The organism is Komagataeibacter kakiaceti JCM 25156 (assembly GCF_000613305.1).
Genome location: NZ_BAIO01000417.1, coordinates 1 through 2,089, shown reverse-complemented (window position 1 = coordinate 2,089; position 2,089 = coordinate 1). Strand labels below are relative to the sequence as shown.

Sequence of the window (2,089 nt, the reverse complement as noted above, 5' to 3'; positions counted from 1 at the left end):
CACCCGCCCTGCCGTGGCGTCCCGCCGCAGCACCGTCCAGCCGAACACCACATCGGTCGCGGCGAAGGGTGTCAGCCGATCCATTTCATAAGACAGGATGCTTTCAAGCGATCTTTCCGCCGGCAGGGGAAATGTCACCTCGCGCTCCAGCAACGCATCATCGCCGGGATAAAGAATGGCGTCGTTCATGCCATGCACGGCAACCATCTCCTTCATGGCGTCATGAAGGGCTGGTGCGGTCTGCGTAAATACCCACGCGGCATCCGGTTTTTCCGCCCTGCTGGATGGACAGGAAATCTGTAAAATATTTTCCTGTTCATTACTTTTACGAACAATAACGACATCGGAGCGGTATTCGACCTGATAGCCCCCTGCTGCCCCTTCCGCGCGGCGGGTGCGGACGGGCAGGAGATCGCTGATCTGCCTTACCCACCAGCCTAAAAAATCGCGCGCGTTCATGATGCGGGAACTCGCGGGGAATGAAGGAGTTCCAGTTCCTGCCGCAATTATCCAGAAATGATGTGAAATGAAGACAGTGCGCCACGCGGCACAATCCGCTGGCCCTATGGCGCGGCATCTGCCGTGACGAACAGCCGCGCGGCGGATTGCTGGACCTGCAACTGATAGGCCCGGTTCAGGGTCGGAGTATTCGAATGGTAGTTGCCGATCGCCTCAAGCAGTGCCCCATGCGCCCTGTCCAGATGCGCCCGCATGATCGCCCCGGCGGCGGCGATATTATAGCAGGCCTCATTGCGCAGGCGTCCGTACACGATTGCCGCCGGGCTGTGCGTGTAACGCGCCAGCGGCTCCAGCCACACGGTGTTGACCTGCATGACGCCAAGGTCGCGCGTGCCGTTCGCATTCATATGCTCAAGGCCGGGATACCCCCCCTCCACCGCCTGAATGGCGGGCAGGACACGCGGCGGCAGATGGTACAGGGTCGCGACAAGCGCCATGCAACCCAGATAGGGAACACCCATGATGCCTCCGGCAGGGGGAATGGCCGTGTATTGCCTGATATTCCCTGCAACAAAAGTAAAAGTCGAGGTTTCGTTCACGCCTCACGGCAATATCGTCCCTCCCCGGCTCCGAATTTACATGAGGCCGGTTTTACCCTGATCGAGCTTCTGGTCGTCATCGCCATTCTCGGCCTGCTGATCGGGCTGGTCGCACCTGCCGCCCTGCGCCAGCTTGGCGGGGCGCGCGCATCCATCGCGCATCAGTCAATCGAGCGGATCGGGCAGGTGCTTGACCTGTACAAGCTGGATGTCGGCTCCTACCCCTCCACCGATGAGGGCTGCAGGCGCTCGTCACCCGCCCGCCCGATGCCGAAACGTGGAACGGCCCCTATGTAAAGGACGGGCGCGCGCCACTCGATCCATGGAACCATCCCTATATTTACCGCAACCCGTCGGAACGGGCCGGGCATGACTATGACCTGTGCTCCACAGGCCCCGGCGGGCGAAGCAACAACACTGACCATCAGATCTGCAATCCGTAGGATGCCCGGCATGATGGATGAAACGCTGCTGCCGCTGCTGGCCGCCCCCTTCATGGGGTCGTTCGCCGGTGTGCTGATCACGCGCCTGCCCCGGCGGCGTCCCGTCGTGCATGCGCGTTCGGCCTGTGAGTCCTGTAACGTGGCGCTGGGGCCGCATGAACTCCTGCCCCTGCTCAGTTACGGCCTGCTGCGGGGCCGGTGCCGGACCTGCCATGCCCCGATCGGCTTCTTTCATACCGCCGTGGAACTGGGCGCGCTCATGGTGGCGATAACCGTCATCGGCCTGCGGGGTCACGCGCCGCCGGATATGACGCGCCTGTGGGCCGGGTGCGTTCTGGGCTGGACGCTGCTGGCGCTGCTGGATCGACCTGCGCACCCTGCGTCTGCCCGATGCGCTGACCCTGCCGCTGCTTCTGGCCGGGCTGCTGACATGCGAACTGACGGCACCGGCGCACTGGTGGACCACGCAGTCGCAGCGATGCTCGGTTACACGGGTTTCCGGCTGGTTGCATGGGCGTATCGCGGCCTGCGGGGGCATGACGGGCTGGGTCAGGGCGATGCGAAACTTCTGGCCGCCGCCGGGGCGTG

General features: G+C 63.3%; 2 protein-coding genes and 2 pseudogenes. 2 read left to right on the top strand and 2 right to left on the bottom strand.

All coding sequences use genetic code 11. The features are described 5' to 3' along the window. A pseudogene (locus JCM25156_RS14630) lies at window positions 1-459 on the bottom strand (hypothetical protein); the annotation flags it as partial. Window positions 460-563: 104 nt separating this feature from the next. Continuing rightward, window positions 564-980 (bottom strand): lytic transglycosylase domain-containing protein, encoded by a 417-nt coding sequence (locus JCM25156_RS14625; protein WP_025813651.1) that lies wholly within the window; start codon window positions 978-980, stop codon window positions 564-566. On the opposite strand from JCM25156_RS14625, the pseudogene gspG reads away from it, so the two are divergent. Together gspG and JCM25156_RS24860 are read left to right on the top strand one after the other, a co-directional pair. Next, window positions 867-1,501, top strand: a pseudogene (gspG, locus tag JCM25156_RS32685) (type II secretion system major pseudopilin GspG). The gene JCM25156_RS14625 and the pseudogene gspG overlap by 114 nt on opposite strands. 10 nt (window positions 1,502-1,511) lie before the next feature. Continuing rightward, on the top strand, window positions 1,512-2,089 hold a 578-nt coding region (locus JCM25156_RS24860; RefSeq protein WP_159105001.1), incomplete at its 3' end, for a prepilin peptidase.